Raw genomic sequence first — 16,556 nt, forward strand, 5'->3', positions numbered from 1 at the left:
TCTCTAAACTTTATCGCCTGGTGCTTCTTGTAATGGGAGCAAGGAACCGTGAAGGGTAGGCTTTTCGTCCGCGCCTTTTTTCCGGTACTGAAATATATAAATCTCTTTTCGCCCTTGTAACAGCTACATACATCAGTCTGCGCTCTTCCTCCAATGGGGCGGAATCTCCTGACCGGTAAGCTTCTAGAGCATGATCATGGGGAAGGCTTCCTTCAACTGCCCCGACAACATACACTACATTATACTCAAGGCCTTTCGCACGGTGGATAGTACTTAATGTAATGGCGTTGTTATAACTTTTGCTTAGCTGCTTGATTTCGTTATTCATAGCTTTCATATGCTCTGTATGCTCCAAAAACTCGGCAAGGGAGTTAAAATTGCGCGCTGCAACCTTCAAGTCCTTCAGATCATCAGATCCCTTTTCCATTTTATTTCCTTCATTTCCCCGTTTTTTTATAAAATCCTGAAATCCGAGTTCCTTTTCAATCGTTTCAATTGCAGTTACGGGAGTAAGCCCTGAAAGTGATCTTGTCACGGGGATCACTTTTTTTAATTTGCTTTCCTGAAAAGCAAAGCCAGTTTTTATATGGCTGAGACACTCGAGCAGTGAACAATCCTTTAAAATGCTCTCCGCTTTAATATCCTGCAAAGCCGTCTGTTTAACAAAGAGAGAAGGCAATATGTCTTTAATCGCATTTTGGTCGTCTTCATTTATAGAAAGCTTCAAGAAAGAAAGCATGCTTCTCACAATAAAACGATCATAAAATGATTCGGCATCTTGATCTAGTTTAAAAGGGAGGCTTGAATTTGCCAGTCTCTCGAAGACAGCTCTGCTGCCGGCATGTGTCCGGAATAATACCGCAAAATCCCGTGGCTCATAGCCTTTTTCTATTTTATCCTGAATGTCTGTTAGGATCATGGTTGCTTCCTCTTCTTCATCATACGGAAAAAATAAGAAGGGCTGCTGATCACTTGAATATTGGGCATTCATGCTTTTTGCCCGCCTTTGTTTATTAAGGGATATTATTTGGTTGGCGGCTGAGACAATCTCATGTGCCGATCGATAATTTTGATTTAATGTAATCACCTTAGCTTCGGGAAAGTCTTTTTCGAAATCGAGAAGATATTGAGGGTCACTGCCCCTGAATGCATAAATGGATTGATCATCATCGCCGACTGCACAGACATTTTTTGTCTGTGCAGAAAGCATTTTCATTAGTTCATATTGAACTTTATTAATATCCTGAAACTCATCAATCAGGAAATATTGAAACCGGTTTTGATATTGTCCGAGAATATCCGGATTATCTTGAAAAAGGGCAAAACAGCCTGTTAGCATGTCATCAAAATCAAATAATCCTTTTTGCTCCTTTGCCTGTTCATACCTTTTATAAAGAATGGCCGTCTGCTCCTCCCAGTCATTTTCAGGGTGGACTTTCTCTGGCCTGATAAGTGAGTTTTTCCAATAACTGATTTGCTGAAGAGCCAGGTCAAAGGCAAACTCTTTTTCGTCCAGTTTTAAGTCTTTGCAAGCTTCCTTAATGATCTGCTCACGCTGCCATTCTCTGTTCAGAAGCTTGCCTGAAGACCATTTCACAGCGGAATGGAAGGAGAGGATCCGATAAAACAGACTATGGAATGTACCTGAAACTAACTGCCTTACTTTTCTGGAATCCATTCCGGGATAATCAAGCAGCCGTTCTTTCATTTCAGCAGCAGCCTTTGCCGTAAATGTGACGAGCATAATAGACTTAGGGTCGATTTTTCTTTCTCGCAGCATAAAAGCTGTCCTCGTAGTTAAAACTCTGGTTTTTCCGCTTCCTGCTCCCGCAAGGACAAGCAGTGGCCCCTCGATATGTGATACAGCTGCGGCCTGCCGCTCATCCAAAAAAACTCCTGATTGGGAAAGCGCCTGCAAGTACTCATCCGGAAAGCTATGATTCTGAGCGTTTTCTTTAGTATAAGGAGGGATGTTCTTAACAGGCTGAGCTTTTTTAAAGATTGATTCGGCATCTTTAACTGCAGCAGAAGCAATAGCCCGTGATACTGGAATCTGGAAACCATTTCTTTCTATAAATTCTTTTGATTCAGTTTCTACTGTCTCAGATTCCTGTTCCACATCCTTGCACCTCTTGCTTTTGTGCTGAATATGATAAAAATGAGGTTCCTTGCTGATTCCTAAATATAATCGGACTGAACCACCGCAATCAGGACAAAGCAATTTACCTTTTTTTCCTTCTTGATATATCTGTTGAAAGCTTTCTCTATTTAACTGTTCAAGATTTAATACTTTATTATGTAAAAGAGCCGTTTTCATAAAAAATACCCCATTTAAAGCAATCATTCAGAGGTGGAATTTGCACGCCAATACCAAATGAATGCTGAATTGCCTTCGTCCACGTAATACTAACAAGACAAAGTTTATCATATCAAAACACAGAAGGATTCTAAAGTCCCTTTATGTTTAATTTTCTTTGAAAACGGGTACATAAAAATGAATTACACAACGTATTTCTTTAATAAGAGTATGAATGGAGAGGGGGAGCAACCGTGGGCTATATCCTGCCTTTGACACATTATCAATATAATCAGTATGCAGAAAGAGAAATAGGAAACAAGTATGATCCGTTTCGTTTTGTACCAGTTACCCGAATAGCTGCACAATCAAATTCAAAAGACTTCCATCAATTACTTCCTCTTCATATTCAAAAAAAATTAATCAAAACAAATCCATATCAGCGTTCTGAATACCCAAACCGTAAGAATAAAAAAACAGCAGAACAAACATATGGCGAGCTGACTGGAAAAGGCCGCCATTTCAGTGAATGTATATAAGAAAAGCAAAAAAAGAAGGAGAGGCTTAGTACGTTTGCACGTGCAAAGCCTTTCCTTTTTTCCATTCAGCATACAAAACATTCTTTATGGATACAGCACCGTTGGCTTTTATTTCATTATTAAGCTTGGTTTCGTCCCATCCAATGCTTTTAAGATTATCCCAAACAACTTCTCCATCCAAAATGACTGTAACAGGCAGTTCAACTGTATTAAGCGGTAAGCTAAAATCCTGTATAGTAGGTGAAGCATACATAGGCTTTTTTAAGGCGCTGATCGTACCGTCTGTTTCCAGTATGGCATATTCGCATTCCTGGATGGAAAAAACATCCTTTGAACGGAGAAGATGCTGCAGCTGGTTTAAATCCAAATGGTTCTTCTTAAGCTCTTCATATACGATCTTCCCTTTTTTAATAACGATAGAAGGCTCTCCCTCCAGGAGTTTTCTGGCACGTTTGAACTTTTGTGTAAGAGTTTCTGTTGCATAAATTAATATTCCCCAAACAGCTACAGCAAAGAAAATTTCCAATATCCCGATTTTTTCATCGTATAATGCATTTCCCACAAGCTCTCCCAATACGATTGCAGAGATAAAATCAAAAGGAGTAATTTGTGTGATTTGCGTTTTTCCCAATAGTTTTGCCATTACAAACAAAAAGATATAGCCGATCACCAGCACGCTGACGATATGTAAATACTCCATCCCAAACCACTCCTTTAAAGCTGCATCTTGGATAGTGTTTGCAGAAAGCTAAAAAATATTGCACAACAAATAACTCCTGCCTTCCCAGGCAGGAGTTAGTGTATCATATTGATTTTTTCATCGTGCGATGCGGGATCCCGGCATCCATAAATTCTTCCGAGATCACCTCATAGCCCAATTTTTCATAAAAAGGAATGGCCTGTGTTTGGGCGTTTAATTTTAGGGCAGGCAATCCCTGTGCTTTAGCGTATTCTTCAATTTTATTCATGATCGCTTTTCCAGAGCCGCTTTTGCGGGTTTCTTGCAGCACGCAAATTCTTTCCACTTTTCCAACCCCATCCACAGTACGGAATCGGCCTGCACCTGCGGGCTTCCCATTATCATATAGCACAAAATGAGCAGCTTCATCCTCGTACTGGTCAATTTCCTCTTCTTCAGGGACATTTTGCTCGTGGATAAATACCAGCTTGCGTACAGAAAATGCATCCTGTAATTCTTGTTGGGTTGAGACGATTTTGACTTCCACTTCTTATTATTCCTTTCCTAGTCGAAATGTTTCATATACAGTCCAAGAGCCATTTTCCAGCTGATAGAGAAGGTGAAAACGGTCTATCACTTCTTCGTGATTGACCGGCTGCATTCTTAAGGATCCATAAACATCAGAATGCTCATCATTGGAAAGCTTTTGCCCAATTGTAATATGAGGGACAAAATTATATTCGGGAGCCTCTCCAGCGATATTATCATTCAATTCGCGGTGGAGCTCTTCCAGCTGGGAGGTAGGCTCAACCTTAAAATAAATGACATTGTTTACCGGCTGAAAAGAGCTGATTTTCGAAGCATTTATTTGAAAAGGCTGGTGTTTCTTGGCTATCCCGTGCAAAGTTTCCGTGAGCTCTTTAATTTCCTCTTCCGATGCTTCAAAGCCGGATCTTAAAGTGACGTGTGGAGGAATTAATGCATAATGCGGATCATACCGCTTTCGATAAGAGTTTGCAAGATCTTGCAATTTTTTTGATGGGAAAATAACGATACCGTATTTCGTGCTCATACAATAACCTCCATGTTTATTTTTTTGTTTAATAACTGGCAGGCTTAAATTAGATGATAAAAATCTTGTGGTTGAACTATTATAGCAAATTTTCTAAATTTATTATATAATTATACCTTTTTTTAAAAGAAAAAACAGTGCCCATCCATGTATTCTTTTCGTCAATGTCCAAGAATAGTCCTTTTCGCATATAAAAGAGGTCAAAACATTAACTTAAGAGCTCTTTTTAAATCAGGCTGCCAGTATGTCCAGGTGTGGTCTCCATCAAATTCATTATAAAAGTATGGAAAACGTTTTTCTTCAAATACCTTTGAAAGTTCCCGATTTGGAGTGAGGAAGTCTTTCTCCGAGCCTCCGGTTGTTTTTACAGCTGTTTCTCCTTTTCCAATGACATGGTAGATATTAAGAAGATGTGGCTGATTGAATTCTTTAACAGCCTCCATAACTGATTGGTTTACAAAAGGGGACTGAAGAATTAACCGTCCAAATGTATTTGGGTAATGGACCGCTGCCATTAAAGATACAGTAGCAGCAAGGGAGTCCCCGATCAGCGCCCGGCCCATTCCCATTTGATATGTAGGAAATTCACGGTCAAGGAATGGAACCAATTCGTGTGCTAGAAAGCGGATATACGCATTATTCTGTTCTCCGTCAGGATGATATTTTTTCCATCTATCTTTGACATCTTTATAAGGAACGCCGACAATGATCAGATTTTCAATTTCTTTGCCGCTTAAAAGCTCGTCTGCGATACGGCCAACTCTTCCAAGCTGAAAATAGTCTTTTCCATCCTGCGCAATGGCAACTGTATATTTATATAAAGGTGAATAGGAAGCCGGCAAATAAATGAGCAGGCTGATCTCTTCCCCCAGCTCTTTGCTGTCTATCTTAATATCCTTGATTGATCCTCTTGGAAAATCCATGTTATCTATTCCTCCGTTTGCATGTATGTAAGGCTTTTTATGAAGATTTTATCATATTTATATAGGAATTGCTTTTTACAAGTATTCGGCCGGCAGAAGCCATTCTGTAATAATATGGTTGAAACTGCTGAAAATGATCCAGCTTTAATCTAAAATATAAACTGTTTGATGCATAAAATATGTATACCTTTCTGAGGAAAATGGAAGACATATACTGATCTACAAATAGAAAGAGGTATCATTTGACAATCTGGATATCCTTTATGGTAGTATATAATACGAGAAACTGTAATTTTATAAAGGGGGAAGTATAATGAAAAAGAAAAGATTTCTTCTCGCAACAGTTTTGCTGTTAGCGCTTTCGATGGTCCTTGCTGCTTGCGGCGGCGGAACTGATGAAGGCAATGGCGGCGGTGGCGAAGGCGAAGGCACTGAAAAGCCGAAGTTTATGAGCATCGTAACTGGTGGTACGGGCGGTACATACTATCCGCTAGGCGGATCGTTCGCTGAGATTATTTCTGATGCTACTGGCATTGATACAAATGCTGAAGTATCAGGTGCATCTGCAGAGAACATGAACACACTGAAAGATGGCAACGCTGAAATAGCCTTCTCTCAAACAGATATTGCTTCTTATGCTAAAGAAGGAAAATTAATGTTTGAAGGGTCAGCTGTTGATAATGTAAGTGCAATCGGAACACTTTATCCTGAAACCATTCAAATTGTGACAACTGCAAAGTCAGGCATTAAGACTATTGAAGACCTAAAAGGCAAAAAGGTCTCCATTGGGGCTCCTGGTTCAGGAACTGCTGCGAATGCCGAGCAAATTCTTGAAGTCCACGGAATCACTTTAGATGATATCAAAAAACAGGATCTCTCTTTTGATGAATCTACTGCAGGAATCCAGGATGGCACAATTGACGCTGCTTTCGTTACGGCAGGAACTCCTACTGGTGCTGTAGAAGGCCTTTCTGCAACTGAGGATGTTGTCATTGTACCAATCGAACAAGGAAAAATTGACGAACTGATCGAAAAGTATCCATACTACGTTCAGGATGAAGTACCAGCTGGAACTTATAAGCTTGCTGAAGCTGCTCCTACAGTAGCTGTACAAGCAATGCTTGTTGTTTCAAACGACCTTTCTGAAGAAGTAGTATACGATGTAACAAAGGCTATTTTCGAGAATCTTGATAAAGTTACACACGCAAAAGGCAAAATGATCAAAGCAGAAAATGCTGTAAAAGGTACCGGTATTGATTTACATCCAGGTGCTAAGAAATACTTTGAAGAACAGGGCTTTAAAGCTGAGTAATCTCCAAAAATAAAATTAAACGATTAAAACTTGGCCGGCTGTAAAACCTAAATAGGGTTCTTACGCCGGTCAATTAACTTTTAGAGTGATTTCCAATCAAATGTAAAGGCTGGCTATTATAACTATTTTAGGTGGGGTTTTATATGAAATTTAAGAAGCCAGGGAAGGCAAGACTAATCCTGGCATTCCTCAGCCTCACATCCATCGCAATTATGCTTTTCATTCCTATAAAGCAGGCAATTGTTTTTGAATATCAGAACAAAGGAGAAGTGCTTGCTTATCTCCCAATTAAAGAGGACGGATCTTTTAAAATTAAGTACACTCATTCCATTCACCTTTCAGATGTTGTAGAAAGCTACAATTTAACTGAAAAAGGCAATATTAAGCTATACGAGCTTATGTATGAGGATTTTGCGATTGGAATGCCGGAAAATGCTTCAAATGGAGAAATATTTGAACAGAAGGACGGCAAATATTATATTAAGAATATGAATCGGGTTTTTCCTTCATTTGATCTCCGGATAGGAGAGGTTCGAGCTAATCACACAGTTATAAGTGAAGGGGAAGAGTATCCGCTTACAGATTATATAGAACCGGGAACCTGGATACGTATAAAAGCTAAAAAATTAAACTTAATTGAGACTTTGAAAGGAGTGAATATCCTTGGACAATAAAGGGGAAACGTTATCTCTTGAGGAACAGCAGAAACTGCTGGAAAAGTACGATCCTGAGGCCGGTACGAGGAAACTTGGAGGCATTTTTGGGTGGATTGTCTTTATTGGGCTTCTATCATTTTCACTGTTCCATCTCTATACTGGAGTATTCGGGATGCTTACAGCACAGCTGCAGCGCTCGATCCATTTAGGGTTTGCATTGGCCCTAATCTTTCTCTTATTTCCTGCAAGGAAAAAAGACAGGGGACGTAAACATAAGGTCGCCTGGTATGATGTAATATTAGCGATTCTCGGTATGGTGGTAGGAGCATATTGGCCGCTGTTTATTGATGAAATTGTTATGAGAGCCGGGCGCCTGACAGAGATTGATTTTTATGTGGGCTTGCTCGCAGTACTTTTGGTGCTTGAAGCAACAAGGCGGGCAGTTGGATTGCCGATTACCATTATTGCTATTATATTTCTTGCCTATGCGATGTATGGACCTTATATGCCAGCATTCTTGGCACACCGTGGCTTGGATTTGGAAAGACTTGTACAAACGATGTTCTTTACGACAGAAGGGATTCTTGGTACTCCGTTAGGCGTATCAGCTACTTTTATCTTCCTATTCCTGTTGTTTGGTTCTTTCCTTGTGAAAACCGGTGTAGGACAATACTTTAATGATTTGGCTGTTTCTCTGGCAGGGAAGAGAACAGGCGGCCCTGCAAAGGTTGCCATTTTCTCCAGTGCGCTTCAGGGAACAATCAGTGGAAGCTCTGTAGCAAACGTAGTTACTTCCGGTTCTTTTACCATCCCAATGATGAAAAAACTTGGCTACAAGAAGGAATTTGCTGGAGCGGTTGAAGCAACAGCCTCAACGGGAGGACAAATTATGCCTCCGATCATGGGTGCGGCTGCCTTCCTTATGGTTGAGTTTATTGGCGGCGGAATTACGTACTGGGATATCGCCAAAGCTGCAGCTATCCCTGCACTGCTTTACTTTGCTGGTGTTTGGATTATGACCCACTTTGAAGCAAAAAGAGTAGGTCTAAGAGGATTAAATGACGACGAAATGCCAAATCGCAAAGAAGTACTTAAGAAGATATATTTGCTTCTGCCTATTTTGGCAGTTATCGTTTTGCTTATGAGCGGAATGAGTGTTATCCGTGCTGCTCTTTGGTCTATCGTCATTACCATTGCCGTTAGTATGATACGGAAAGATACTCGTATTAACTTCCGGGATGCAATTGATGCTTTGGTTGATGGTGCACGTACAGCATTGGGAGTTGCAGCTGCTACAGCTGCAGCTGGTATAATCGTTGGTGTAGTTGTTAAGACAGGTCTTGGTCTAAAGATGGCAAATGGCCTTCTTGATCTTTCTGGCGGATTGTTAATTCCAACCCTGATGCTGACAATGGTTGCAGCCATCATCCTTGGTATGGGGTCGCCGACAACTGCAAACTATGTTATTACATCTACAATTGCGGCTCCGGCCATTATACTGCTAGGTGTTCCTGATTTATCTGCCCACTTATTCGTGTTTTACTTCGGTATTGTGGCTGATATTACCCCTCCTGTAGCGCTTGCTGCATTTGCTGCTGCTGGGGTTTCGGGCGGAGATCCGATTAAAACTGGCGTAAATGCATCAAAGCTTGCAATCGGGGCATTCATCATTCCGTATATGTTTGTTCTTTCTCCAGAGCTTTTGATGATTGATACAACCTGGTATTACTTAATTTGGGTAGTATTCACTGCTTTGGCCGGTATGATGGCGATTGGTGCCGGGGTTATTGGCTACTGGCTGCGCAAATTAAATCCACTTGAAAGGCTGTTGGGGATTGCAGGCGGGTTGATGCTTATCTATCCTGAAGGAATGACAGATATAATCGGACTTGGAATCTTTATCTTGCTGATTGTATTGCAAGTTTTCTTTAAAAGAGATGATAAAGCTAAGCCTCAAACGGCTTAACTTTAAAAGGAAGGATACTCTCGGAGATCCTTCCTTTTTATTTGCCAGATAATTTAGGCTTTCCCTTTTATGCTTCCTGTCCGCTATGTCCGATTGATAGACTTGCGTTGATATAGCCTTCTTCGTCGCTGTTCAGTACAACAGTGAAGGTACCAGGTTCATCGCTGACTGCTGGGAATGACAAAAAGGAAGAGAAGGCAGGAAGGTGTATAATAAAAAGCCGTACTTCGTATGTGAAATACAGGCTCTAATTAATGGAAATATTGAAAAGCTTGTTAGCTGATTTGGCGTGTTTTCTTTTCTGGGAGAATGGACATGATATGGTTTAAATTAAAAATGCGCATTTGCTTTCTATATAAGCAGTAGGCCAAAATGGTGCTCCCGCGCAGTTCTTTAATTAAAATTTTTCTTTGTGTAAATGAATTGCGTTTGGAGAGATAAATGATTTCAACAGGCTTTCTCTCTTCCATAGCTCGATAAAGAATTCCTTTCATAGAGAAATCCCTCCTTACTTTTATTTACATTATATACGAACGAATGTTCTTTTTCAAGTGTGGAGACGAAAATATGTTCGTAAAAAAAGACTTCAAAAATTGAAGTCCTTTTTAAATAATTTTCAGGCCTTTATCTTTCAAGCGGTTTAGGAAGACAGTGCCATATTGGATGGTGTAGCCCAAAAAGATGGCGACGAATAAAGTGCCTAATCCCACCGGACCGCTTAATAGGTAACCAATAGCCAATGCCAAAAACTCATTTAGGATACGGGCATTTTTGATGCTAATGTTCAACCTTTTAGCTGTTGCAATCATTAAACCATCGATTGGTCCGCTAAATAATTTTGGGCGGATATAAATGGCTACCCCAAAGCCCAGTAATATAACACCAGAAAAGAAGGAGAGAATTTGAATAGGAAAATGTGTTATGACAGTGCTGCTAAACACAAGTTCCATCCAAAAGTCGATTCCCAAACTTGTTAATACCGTACCTATAAAAGATTTAAATTGCGGCTTATCCCACGTAAGCAGTGCGTTTAAAAATATCAGGGAAGCAGTGACCAGGAATGACCATGTTCCGATTGTCAGACCGAATTTCTTAAAAAGGCCAACATAGACGGTATCCCATGCACCTGCTCCCAGGCCGGATAAAATAATTAATGAGACACCCAGAGTGAGTATTAAATAACCTGCAATTATTTGAATGACTGTTGTATGTTTTATCATGATGCAGCCTCCCCAATACATATTACCGTATCTAAAAAATTTCTCAAGAGGCGGAGGAGGAAAAGAGTGAGGTAAATTTATCAAAATAAATAAAAAGAACAGCCGCCGGTAAAGGCAGCCGCTCCAAAAGGATTAAACCTTGATATCGATTTTTGCATTTTTCTTTAATTCTTCAACATGCTTAACCAGCTTTTCCTGTTGTTTTTGCTGTTCAAGCTGCTGCTTGATCTGCGGCTTAACTTCCTCTAATTTAGGAGGCTCTTGGCCTTCAGCACCGCCCTGGCTTGCATACTCATCATAAAATTTCTTGATTTCGGCATCCGTAACCTCTCCAGGTTTAATTTCACTATTAATATACTTTGTGTATTTAATATTATTGGCAATTTCATCCTCTAAAGAATCCATGTTCAGGCCTGCCTGCTGCATAGCTGTTTCAAACTCTTTATCGTCTTTGAATTGTCCTTTTGTTTCTTCAAGCTGCTTTTTGACTTCTTCATCAGAAGCTTTATAGCCTTTTTTGTCGGCTTCCTGGAGGAGAAGAGTTTGGCCCACTAAGCTATCAAGTGTTTGCTTCTTGATTTTCTCTGCTGCTTCTTCAGTAGTAGGATCTTGTCCCATTTGCTGGAACATCATTTGTGAAGAAGTCAGTACACTATTATACTCACGGCCAAGAATTTCCTGGTCATTTACAATTGCAATTGTTTTATTTTCTTCAAGCTTTTGTTCTTCCATTTTCTTTTGCATTTCTTCCATTTGCTTTTGCTGATCCTGCTGATCCTGCTGATCAGTTTCAGCCGTCTTTGCCTTCTCCTCTTTCTCTGCACTCTTGCCTTCATCATCTGCACCGCAAGCTGCTAAAACGGCAGATAGTAATACTAGTAAAAAGGGATACATTAGTTTCTTCATTAAATATTCTCCTTCCGTAACCCTGAAATGGCTGATTCATCTAACAAAAGAATCATATAGTGGGCATTATAAAGCATATTTTTTTAAAAAGATACCTTGCAGACTTAAATGGGGAAATTGTAATGTGAATGTAATCTATTTTCAAACTATTAATCTTCTATTAATGGAATGAATATGGGTATTGACTTTTATGAAAAAAAATATTATATTTTATATTGTCCTCACAAGAGGAAAATTGCATTACGATTCCGTAGCTCAGCTGGGAGAGCGCTACCTTGACAGGGTAGAGGTCGCTGGTTCGAACCCAGTCGGAATCATACCGTTGAACCCCTGATATGATGGGGTTCTTTCATTTTGCCCTCGTACGCCTGTCATCATAAAAACCCCTTTTGGTCACATATTGGTCACGTAAGGTAAATTGGTTACTTCCTTGATGATGCTTTGATTATTTTTCTTAGACGCATTCCCAAAAAGCATGTTCCCAAATTGTTCGGCTGTTTCTTCCTGCATATTAGGAAGGAGGTGACTGTAAGTATCAAGTGTAATTCGGGTATCCGCATGACCTAATCTCTCTGATACGACTTTAGGATGTGCACCTTGCTTCAATAAAAGAGAAGCGTGAGTATGCCTTAGATCATGGAAGCGTATTTCTTTTAAGTCAGCTTTTTCTACATGTATTTTAAAGTTGCGTAATAGATTTCTTGGATGAAGTGGTGTTCCATGTTCAGTGGCTACTACCAAGTCACGATCCTCATATATAGTTCCACACTTTAGTTTCTCTTTTGATTGTTCAACTTTATGTCTTTTCAACTCTTTCATTAACTGTTCAGGCAGTGCTATGGTTCTTACTCCAGCTGCGGTCTTTGTTGAATTACTCAGCTTGCCATAATGGCTAAGCGTTTGTCTTACATAGAGGACATTTCTATCAAAGTTAATATCCTTCCAACGAAGCCCTAGTATTTCTCCTTGCCGCATACCTGTATTTAGGGCAATTAAATAAGCAATATGGTATCTGTTGGATTTGGTTACTTCAAGAAAGTGCTGTACCTCATGAAGATCCCACACCTCAATTTCTTTTTTTTGGACTTTAGGAAGCCCAATGAACTCCGTCACGTTTTTTGAAATGTATTCAAACTTTACACCTTGCTTAAGAGCTTGGCTTAATACCTTGTGTACTGATCTTACATTTTCGTTAGATAATTCCTTCTCATGACATAGTTTATGGTATAGCTGTTGAACATGCATTGGAGATAAATCTGCAAGCATAACTTCACCGATATGTGGAAATAAATGCTTGTTCACTATCCAATAATATTTCTTGAATGTACTTTCACGAATAGTCAATTGCTTGTTTCTTAACCACTCGTTTAAGAAATCCTTCATGGTAATTTTCCTAGGTTCAATGTAAGTACCACTGTTTAGTTCATGAAGCTTTTCGGTTAATGCTTTCTGTGCTTCTTTTTTCGTTTTAAATCCACGTTTTTTCTTCTGTTTACGCTTGCCATCGATTCCTTTACCCATTTCAATGACATAATACCAGCTTGACTTGTCCTTTCTGACAGAGCCTGTGTACATAAAAATCCCTCCTTTTGTACATAAAAGGTAGAGAAGCTTTTACTCCTCTCTACCATTTAACCATTGAAAAAATACCTTCTTTGATACCTTTATTCTCCTTCCAATTCGTACAATATGAAATTGCTTAGAATTCACAAGTTCATATGCTTGTCTTCTCCCTATCCCAAGAATCTCTTGAATATCACTAACATCAAGTGTTTCTGGATAATTTTCTGCTGTTCCAAACATAAAAATCACCTCAATAATCCTTAGTTTTATGTAAAAAGCTCATGTTCGTAATAATCAAAACCAAACTCAAGCTTGTAGTTAATGGCTTCCTGGTCGTAAGTTACATCTTGAAGATGTTTCAAGATATTAGGCTCATTAAAAACATCTATATTATTAATCATTATTTGGGCCCGCAACCAATGACCTATGTTTATAAATGTTTCGTATTCTTCATATTCATATGTTGTTTTTCCGTTTCTACGTCTTCGAATGAGATTGATATAAAAAGGCTCTTTTATCATTGTTCGTACACTCTGTGATGTAAAAGGCTTTCCTCGAGTGGTTAAGAATCCTTCTTTATTTAATTGGTTTGCCAGGTTTTGTAGTGTATTGCCTCCATAAACTAAGCTACCAAATACTTCAATCAGTGCATCAGCTTCATCTTTTTTAATCCAATACCACCGTTTTCTTAAAATGGGGTGATATTCGATTGTATAGCCGAAGGGAGGTTTTATCATTTTTTGTCCCTCTTTTCTTTTGCAGCAGGGTTGTACAGCAGTTCACCTAATTCTTTTAGAGAAAGTGGTTGGTTTTTCTGTTCTAAGATATGTTTAGCTTGAACTGCGGGATGAGGAAGTTCATCAATGTCAAGTTTTTCCCGAGAAACACTTGACGTTTCAAATATTAACCTAGAGACGATATCACTTAGTTGATCATCAGAAATGCTTTCTTTGAAATATCTATGGAAAATTAGATCAATAATATTATTGTCATTAGATTGATATAGTAATAATCCCATCATTGAATCACCTTCAAAGAAATCATCTGATTTATTTTCATAAATAATATTACCGTTGTACTTAATTGTTTCAATATCATCAAGTTCAATGTCTGTTGCATCCACAACATCGGGTATTCCGATGGTAAACAATCTTCCTTCGTCTTGATAATATTCGTCTGTTACCGAATCAAGGGGAACTCTATACTCCTTTGTTAACTTGTGAATAACCTGAAAGGATGGATTTTTGGAATCCCCCCTCTCAATTGCTGAAATGGATTGAGGAGTTATTCTCAATCGTTTCCCCAAAGAAGTAACAGTATAGTCTTTATTTGGATGGTATTGCATCATCTTTTGCCTGAAGAATCGAAGTCGCTCACCTAACGTACAGTTTTGCAAATACTTAAAATCAAACGAATCAATTTGTAGAGCTGGCATTTCATATACCTCCTTATAAGAAAATCCTTTACATATATAATATCATTCTAGTACTATATAATGCAAATATAATTTAATTATGCAATTTAAATTGTTTTTAGTGGATGGAGGAAATAAATTATGAGGAATTTTATAATTTCAAACCATACATTTATGGTTGACAGAATATTATTTACGAGTCGTCTTACTGAGTTAACTGGACACCGTCTAAGACTTTATTTGTATATATGCCGGGCAGTATCGGTTGATCCAAATAATCGTTATTTCTATTCTTACGACAGGGCTAATAAGGAGTTGAAGATGACTCAAAGTAGTTATAGAGGTGCTTTAAAGTGGCTTGAAGATCATTACTTTATTAAGAAGACTGGAAAAGTGTCAAGAGCTAATGCCTATCAAGTATTGTTTCTGCCTTTATTCGATGGGACAAATTATTATTCAAGAGAGAATTTAAAGAGAGATCGTGCAACTTTTAAACATGAGGGTCAAGGGTATGTAGAGTTTCCAGTAGAGCTATTTCAAGGGTCTATCCTGGCTAACAAAACATTGTGGTCTGATTTACGGTTAAGGACGATTGGTCTTCTTTATTTATATTTTTGGATTGATGTTTATGGCGGAATTGATTCTAATGTCCTTTATGTTGATAGTAATGACCAATATATCATCGATGACACATTGTATACAGATTTAAATTGCTCTCACAATCGATTGATCAACAATATTGACTTTCTTATAAAGCAAGGGCTGTTGACTAAGGTTGAATGTATTTATCGTGAGAATAAAAACTCTGTAGGTAAAGAGTATCAATACATAGGGGACGCTTCTGTAACAGCTTCACTTCCTAATGATAAGAAGATTAAGCTCTTACGCTTTAATATCATTCCATCACACAAGCTAACAAATGCTCAACAAAGAACAAATCAAGGAGTGTTAGTATAATGAGTATCAATGAAGCAGTTATGCCTAATGGTGCTAAAATTAAAGGCTCTATACATGATAAATTAATCGTTGTAAAGATAGATGAAGATCCTAAGAACTGGGAGCGCCCTGTTTTTAAAAGTAACAAAATAATGCAGCATGAAAAAATGATGTTTTTTCAACATAAGCTTAAATATGATCTTTTAGCAGCACAACAAGCGCAAGGGCTAGGTGTGTTTACAAACGAAGTGAATGTAACTATCACCATTCGTACAAGAAAGTCTCTCAATGACTTTAACCTAGAGTATGTTTTAAAGGCAATTTTAGATTCTTGTAATAAGCATATCATCAACGATGATCGTTTGATAAGAAATGTTCAGATAGACGTTTTAAAGGCAAGGTCACGTGAAACTATTGATGTGGTAGAAATAATGATTGAAGACGCTGTAAATGGTATTCGGCTTACTGTATCTTCTACTCTTATGATTCAAGAAAAACAGATTGCCTTTCCGTATGATATTGGTGAGCAGAATCATTATTCACAACAACAGGTAGATTACCAAGCGCACCTTAAGTACACGTTGACTCAGGTGTTACGACAATTTCAAACACAGCTTCAGGGGCGCAAGTTTGATTGTCATCTACGATTTGATACGACGAACCTCAAGCAAGATACCGACAATATGATGTTAATGTATTTACCAGTAATACGCGAGATCTTAATGCCAATGAAAGATCAACTATTATCAATAGGACTATATAAACGCGATACCCAAAAAACAAAGAATAAGTGTACAATAATTAACCTGCTAATCAATTAGTTGCAAGTAGTACAAAACTAAGAGTAGCAAGGGATACAAGTCTATCAAGTAATAGAATCTATTAACTAATGATAGAGTGATAGTCTACGTAATTGAATTATTTTAGTTGTCTTCAATTAATTTGCTACGGTAACAGTGTATGAATGGTGGTACATCGGGTGTTTATGGCATCATAAAAATGTAGGTTATGGCATTTAATTTGTGCAGGCCCCGAGGGGCCTGCACAAATTAAAAAAGGCCACTTGTCAACATT

General features: G+C 38.5%; 18 protein-coding genes and 1 tRNA gene. 7 read left to right on the forward strand and 12 right to left on the reverse strand.

Annotated elements, in window-relative coordinates:
- Positions 1–10: 10 nt before the first annotated feature.
- Entirely contained in the window at positions 11–2,317 is a 2,307-nt protein-coding gene (locus tag IQ19_RS26450) for a UvrD-helicase domain-containing protein (RefSeq protein WP_144546602.1), read from the reverse strand.
- 233 nt (positions 2,318–2,550) lie between these two features.
- Here IQ19_RS26450 and IQ19_RS26455 point away from each other — a divergent pair, with 233 nt between their 5' ends.
- Positions 2,551–2,835 carry a hypothetical protein gene (locus tag IQ19_RS26455; protein WP_144546604.1) on the forward strand — a complete coding sequence of 95 codons (285 nt, stop codon included), beginning with the start codon at positions 2,551–2,553 and terminating at the stop codon, positions 2,833–2,835.
- A gap of 25 nt (positions 2,836–2,860) precedes the next feature.
- Here the strand turns inward: IQ19_RS26455 and IQ19_RS26460 are convergent, their stop codons facing one another.
- The 4 genes from IQ19_RS26460 to IQ19_RS26475 form a co-directional block, all read right to left on the reverse strand.
- The gene (locus tag IQ19_RS26460; protein ID WP_144546607.1) at positions 2,861–3,535 is read right to left on the reverse strand and encodes a DUF421 domain-containing protein; all 675 of its coding nucleotides are present in this window, start codon (positions 3,533–3,535) and stop codon (positions 2,861–2,863) included.
- 103 nt (positions 3,536–3,638) lie between these two features.
- Positions 3,639–4,061 carry a GNAT family N-acetyltransferase gene (locus IQ19_RS26465; RefSeq protein WP_144546609.1) on the reverse strand — a complete coding sequence of 141 codons (423 nt, stop codon included), beginning with the start codon at positions 4,059–4,061 and terminating at the stop codon, positions 3,639–3,641.
- Between the two features lie 6 nt (positions 4,062–4,067).
- Positions 4,068–4,586: a YjcG family protein gene (locus tag IQ19_RS26470; RefSeq protein ID WP_144546611.1), complete on the reverse strand. Its 519-nt coding sequence runs from the start codon at positions 4,584–4,586 to the stop codon at positions 4,068–4,070.
- A 200-nt stretch (positions 4,587–4,786) separates the two neighbouring features.
- Positions 4,787–5,509 (reverse strand): alpha/beta hydrolase, encoded by a 723-nt coding sequence (locus IQ19_RS26475; protein WP_144546613.1) that lies wholly within the window; start codon positions 5,507–5,509, stop codon positions 4,787–4,789.
- 313 nt (positions 5,510–5,822) lie between these two features.
- Between IQ19_RS26475 and IQ19_RS26480 the strand changes: the two genes are divergently transcribed.
- The 3 genes from IQ19_RS26480 to IQ19_RS26490 all read left to right on the forward strand — a co-directional run bounded on the left by IQ19_RS26480 (position 5,823) and on the right by IQ19_RS26490 (position 9,443).
- Positions 5,823–6,821, forward strand: a complete 999-nt coding sequence (locus IQ19_RS26480) for a TAXI family TRAP transporter solute-binding subunit (protein ID WP_144546615.1) — start codon at positions 5,823–5,825, stop codon at positions 6,819–6,821.
- 143 nt (positions 6,822–6,964) lie between these two features.
- Positions 6,965–7,495: a DUF1850 domain-containing protein gene (locus IQ19_RS26485; protein WP_144546616.1), complete on the forward strand. Its 531-nt coding sequence runs from the start codon at positions 6,965–6,967 to the stop codon at positions 7,493–7,495.
- Positions 7,485–9,443: a TRAP transporter permease gene (locus IQ19_RS26490; RefSeq protein ID WP_144546618.1), complete on the forward strand. Its 1,959-nt coding sequence runs from the start codon at positions 7,485–7,487 to the stop codon at positions 9,441–9,443. The genes IQ19_RS26485 and IQ19_RS26490 overlap by 11 nt, the downstream gene beginning before the upstream one ends.
- Before the next feature lie 275 nt (positions 9,444–9,718).
- Here IQ19_RS26490 and IQ19_RS26495 read toward each other — a convergent pair whose 3' ends face one another.
- The 3 genes from IQ19_RS26495 to IQ19_RS26505 form a co-directional block, all read right to left on the reverse strand.
- Entirely contained in the window at positions 9,719–9,937 is a 219-nt protein-coding gene (locus IQ19_RS26495) for a hypothetical protein (RefSeq protein ID WP_026583753.1), read from the reverse strand.
- 111 nt (positions 9,938–10,048) lie between these two features.
- Complete coding sequence (locus IQ19_RS26500; RefSeq protein WP_144546620.1) at positions 10,049–10,663, reverse strand: YczE/YyaS/YitT family protein; 615 nt, start codon at positions 10,661–10,663, stop codon at positions 10,049–10,051.
- 132 nt (positions 10,664–10,795) lie between these two features.
- On the reverse strand, positions 10,796–11,569 hold the full coding sequence (locus IQ19_RS26505) for a SurA N-terminal domain-containing protein (RefSeq protein ID WP_144546623.1): 774 nt from the start codon (positions 11,567–11,569) through the stop codon (positions 10,796–10,798).
- 244 nt (positions 11,570–11,813) lie between these two features.
- On the opposite strand from IQ19_RS26505, the gene IQ19_RS26510 reads away from it, so the two are divergent.
- Positions 11,814–11,886 (forward strand) — tRNA-Val (locus tag IQ19_RS26510).
- 76 nt (positions 11,887–11,962) lie between these two features.
- On the opposite strand, the gene IQ19_RS26515 is transcribed toward IQ19_RS26510, so the two are convergent.
- Genes IQ19_RS26515 through IQ19_RS26530 form a run of 4 tightly spaced genes read right to left on the reverse strand, consistent with a single transcriptional unit; the run spans position 11,963 to position 14,567 of the window.
- Positions 11,963–13,144 (reverse strand): tyrosine-type recombinase/integrase, encoded by a 1,182-nt coding sequence (locus tag IQ19_RS26515; protein WP_144546625.1) that lies wholly within the window; start codon positions 13,142–13,144, stop codon positions 11,963–11,965.
- Between the two features lie 39 nt (positions 13,145–13,183).
- Positions 13,184–13,372 carry a helix-turn-helix domain-containing protein gene (locus IQ19_RS26520; RefSeq protein ID WP_144546627.1) on the reverse strand — a complete coding sequence of 63 codons (189 nt, stop codon included), beginning with the start codon at positions 13,370–13,372 and terminating at the stop codon, positions 13,184–13,186.
- Positions 13,373–13,398: 26 nt separating this feature from the next.
- A complete protein-coding gene (locus tag IQ19_RS26525; RefSeq protein WP_144546629.1) occupies positions 13,399–13,869 on the reverse strand; it encodes a recombinase family protein in 471 nt (156 codons plus the stop codon).
- Positions 13,866–14,567 (reverse strand): helix-turn-helix domain-containing protein, encoded by a 702-nt coding sequence (locus tag IQ19_RS26530; protein ID WP_144546631.1) that lies wholly within the window; start codon positions 14,565–14,567, stop codon positions 13,866–13,868. The genes IQ19_RS26525 and IQ19_RS26530 overlap by 4 nt, the downstream gene beginning before the upstream one ends.
- A gap of 120 nt (positions 14,568–14,687) precedes the next feature.
- On the opposite strand from IQ19_RS26530, the gene IQ19_RS26535 reads away from it, so the two are divergent.
- Positions 14,688–15,503 (forward strand): hypothetical protein, encoded by an 816-nt coding sequence (locus tag IQ19_RS26535; protein WP_144546633.1) that lies wholly within the window; start codon positions 14,688–14,690, stop codon positions 15,501–15,503.
- Positions 15,503–16,303, forward strand: coding sequence for a RusA family crossover junction endodeoxyribonuclease (locus IQ19_RS26540; RefSeq protein ID WP_144546635.1), 801 nt, complete (start codon positions 15,503–15,505; stop codon positions 16,301–16,303). Before IQ19_RS26535 ends, IQ19_RS26540 begins: the two co-directional genes overlap by 1 nt.
- Positions 16,304–16,556: the final 253 nt, after the last annotated feature.

The organism is Cytobacillus oceanisediminis (genome assembly GCF_007830235.1).
Classification (GTDB): domain Bacteria; phylum Bacillota; class Bacilli; order Bacillales; family Cytobacillaceae; genus Cytobacillus; species Cytobacillus oceanisediminis.